The 3,703-nt window shown below is 37.8% G+C and carries 3 protein-coding genes and 1 pseudogene; 1 reads left to right on the forward strand and 3 read right to left on the reverse strand.

Going from position 1 to position 3,703, the window contains the following annotated elements; all coding sequences use genetic code 11:
* Positions 1-181 (forward strand): hypothetical protein (locus F6K22_RS35425; RefSeq protein WP_293109228.1); only part of this gene is annotated, 181 nt, incomplete at its 5' end.
* A 7-nt stretch (positions 182-188) separates the two neighbouring features.
* Here F6K22_RS35425 and metK read toward each other — a convergent pair.
* From metK to F6K22_RS35440, 3 genes and pseudogenes are all read right to left on the reverse strand, one after another.
* Positions 189-1,448 (reverse strand): methionine adenosyltransferase, encoded by a 1,260-nt coding sequence (gene metK, locus F6K22_RS35430; protein WP_293109229.1) that lies wholly within the window; start codon positions 1,446-1,448, stop codon positions 189-191.
* Positions 1,449-2,099: 651 nt separating this feature from the next.
* Complete coding sequence (locus F6K22_RS35435) at positions 2,100-2,834, reverse strand: HAD family hydrolase (protein WP_293109231.1); 735 nt, start codon at positions 2,832-2,834, stop codon at positions 2,100-2,102.
* A 578-nt stretch (positions 2,835-3,412) separates the two neighbouring features.
* Positions 3,413-3,703, reverse strand: a pseudogene (locus F6K22_RS35440) (hypothetical protein); the annotation flags it as partial.

The raw sequence follows: 3,703 nt of genomic DNA on the forward strand, positions 1-3,703 counted from the left end.
AAGAAAGAAAGTTCTCTTGGTTGCTGAAAATCAAATATTATTAGTAACTAGCGTTGCTAATTTTGGGTATGATTTGTATTTGTTGGCAATTGCTAAACTATTGAATAACAAATACTTGAGATTATTCAGTTTTTATTTTCATACCTTGACTCAGCAACGCCTAGCAATTAAAAGTCTATAGAAACCTATTAGACTGTAGTTGCTAACTGTGGACGAAATGCTTCCTTTAATAACTCCACCTTATCTGTTTGCTCCCAAGGTAAATCTAGATCGGTACGTCCTAAGTGACCATAAGCAGCAACATCTTGATAAAAACGACCGCCTCTTTCTCCAGGCAAGTTCCGGAGGTTAAAAGTCTGAATAATTCCTGCTGGACGGAGTTCAAAGTTTTCTTTCACTACTTCTAATAACTTCTCTTCATCTACCTTAGAAGTACCAAAAGTTTCAATCATCATACTAACAGGTCGTGCTACACCAATCGCATAACTAATTTGAACCTCACACTTTTCTGCTAGACCTGCTGCAACAATATTTTTAGCTATGTAGCGACAAGCATAAGCTGCTGAACGATCTACCTTAGTTGGATCTTTTCCAGAAAAAGCACCGCCTCCATGACGAGAATAACCACCATAAGTATCAATTATAATTTTACGTCCTGTAAGACCAGAATCTCCCTGTGGACCGCCAATAACAAATTTACCAGTGGGGTTGACAAGAAAACGAGTTTGTGAATCAGGCTTAATTTCTATATCAGTAAATATTGGCTCGACAACATATTTCCAGAGGTCTTCTTTAATCTTGGCTTGAATTTCCGTTAATTCTGTAAGTTCTCCAATACTAGCAGTGTGTTGGGTAGAAATTAAGATTGTATCGATACCAACAGGACGGCCATCTTCATAAATAATTGTGACTTGACTTTTGCCATCTGGCCTTAAATAGGGAAGTTGACCTGTTTTTCTTACCGCAGTCAGTTGGCGACAAACTCGGTGTGCTAAACTAATAGGTAAAGGCATTAATTCAGGAGTTTCATTACAGGCGAAACCAAACATTAAGCCCTGGTCTCCTGCACCCACTGCATCGAGTTCTTCGTCACTTAAAAGCTCACGAGTTTCTTGAGCTTTATCTACCCCTTGAGCAATATCTGCTGACTGCTCATCAAGAGCTACTAAAACCGAACAGCTATCGGCAGAAAAACCATTTTCTGCATAGACATAGCCAATATCAGCAATTTTTTTCCTAGCCAGGTCTATATAATTTACTTGGGCCTTAGTTGTAATTTCACCAGTAATTAGGACTAACCCTGTGTTAACTACTACTTCAGCAGCCACACGACTTTGGGGATCTTGCGCTAATATAGCATCTATAATTGTGTCAGAAATTTGGTCGCAAATTTTATCTGGATGTCCTTCAGTAACAGACTCAGAAGTGAATAAGTAACGACTAGACAATAGTAGTTCCTCCTAATATTTTCCAGGAATTAGCCAAACGATCGATAAGCTTTAACTTCGGGATAATCCTTGTACAAAATAACTACTTTCTACTTTCTGTGCTATCAGATTAAGTCAACTATCTAACAGAAAACTCAGTTTGTAGTCAGCTATTATGTTTCTTGTGCCATTTTCCATGTATAGGAAATGGCATGGGACGTATACAACATTAAGGTTAACATTGCCCTACTTGACATAATTTTTTCTGGTCAATCAATTATTTTGACCAGAAGCAGAAAATTCTGAATTATTTGTTTATTTTCCCTGAGTTAATAACTTATTCTACTATAACAAAGATTGTATGCAAAGACACAAATCAAATAATTGAAATACTCCCAGCTTTGCACTTAGGGGACACCAAAAGATTCTTCAACTAGCACGGAGAGTTACTGTTTATCAAGAGATGATGACTTTCCCCTGTATTTTTCTATTATAACATGGTTCCCTATCATTGCGACCTTCACTTGCAGTAGAAGGCAACTTTTCGCAGTTTATTTACACTCGATCGTGGAAGTTAACAATTATTGGCCATTTATCTTAACAATTACCAAAATAGTTATTTTTGATAAACGATCATTATTTTTATTTGTCAAAGTTATGCAACTTAATATGTCACAATACTTGGATTTCTTCTAAGTGATCGATCGCTATATCTGCTGCTTGTAGGTGATTAGCTTCCGGTTTCCCCCAACAAATACCGATACAACCTGCTGCTCCTGCTTTCCTCCCCATTTCTATATCTGTTGGAGAATCTCCTACCATTAATGCTGTAACTGGTTTAACCCCTAATTTTTGACAAGCTTGTAAAAATAGTTCTGGATCTGGTTTACTAGGACTATCATTAACCCCCATTTCTAGTTGAATATAATCGTTGAGTTGATAGTATCTGACAAAATTTTGCACTGCTGTTGTATTATCTGCAGACAATATACCCAGTTTTATACCTGCTTGGGAAAGATACCTTAGCACTTCTAGACTACCTGTAAACAGATAACCTGGAGTAGACTTCGGCAATATTTGGTCAGCTTCTGCAAAAGCTTCTTTGACAATAGTTAATGATTCTAACCAACCCCGTCCAGTTTCAGCAATATAAGCTGCTGCTGCAATTTCGTTTTCTCGCCTACTGCCTACTGCCATTAATCCTGTAGAGTTAATATTATTGCCATCAATCCCAAAAGCCATTAGTAGTGGTTCCCCTATTCCAGGAATTTTAGCATCAATAAGGCGAGCTCGCTTTTGTCCTAAATTTCTTAAAAACTCTTGAGAGTCTTCTAAAGTACCATCTTTATCAAAAATGATTGCTTGAATACCTTGGAAGATTACACCTCGGCAGTTAATAGCTACCATTGTTTCCTAATTATATAAAAAAATATTTTTTTTGATTTTTACTGACCAAAAAAATGGGTTTCAAGCCTTGCCCTTAAGTAGGCAACTTTTGTTATCATATTATAATGATATTGATTGAAATTCCCACCAAGCGCCTGCTGTAGATATACAATTGCTTATAAATGTGAAACCGAAGCCCAGGCTAGCAAAAGTAAAAGATTAAAGGGCAATTGCATTGTCCAATCTGGAGACTCAAACAAAGTATTAGTTTAATTCGTGAACGACACATCTAGTCGCGGGAGGTCATTCCGAAACTTTAAACCGATATAGAGGACAAGTGTCAGACTACTGCTTGCAGTAGCAGTACCCAAGGAAGCGTCAACCCTATTAAGCTACCACCCACAAAGGTTACCTGGTGAGGAATCGTCCTTGTCTCGGTACAGGGAGGATGTCAAATCTTTCTGATTCAGAATAATGAAGAGCAGAATATAGGGAATAAATGTCAGTCAAATCAATGTAATCCCTGGTTATTATTGATTTATCATCTTTCCAACTTACCATTTTACTTACTCCCTATTCATCTGCATTTGTCAAGAGGTTTATTCTAAAGCTGCTGCTGATGTCTCTTCATCTGCTGTAGTCTCCTTTGTTTTTTGGGATTCTACTGCTTCAACTTCCGGTGCTTCTACTGTTTCTGCTGTTGCTTCAACTTCCGGTGCTTCTACTGTTTCTGCTACTGCTTCAACTTCCGGTGTTTCTACTGTTTCTACTACTGCTTCAACTTCCGGTGTTTCTACTGTTTCTGCTACTGCTTCAACTTCCGGTGTTTCTACTGTTTCTACTACTGCTTCAACTTCCGGTGTTTCTACTGTTTCTGCTACTGCTTCAAC

It is taken from the genome of Okeania sp. SIO2F4 (assembly GCF_010672385.1).
In the GTDB taxonomy this organism is placed as follows: Bacteria; Cyanobacteriota; Cyanobacteriia; order Cyanobacteriales; family Microcoleaceae; genus Trichodesmium.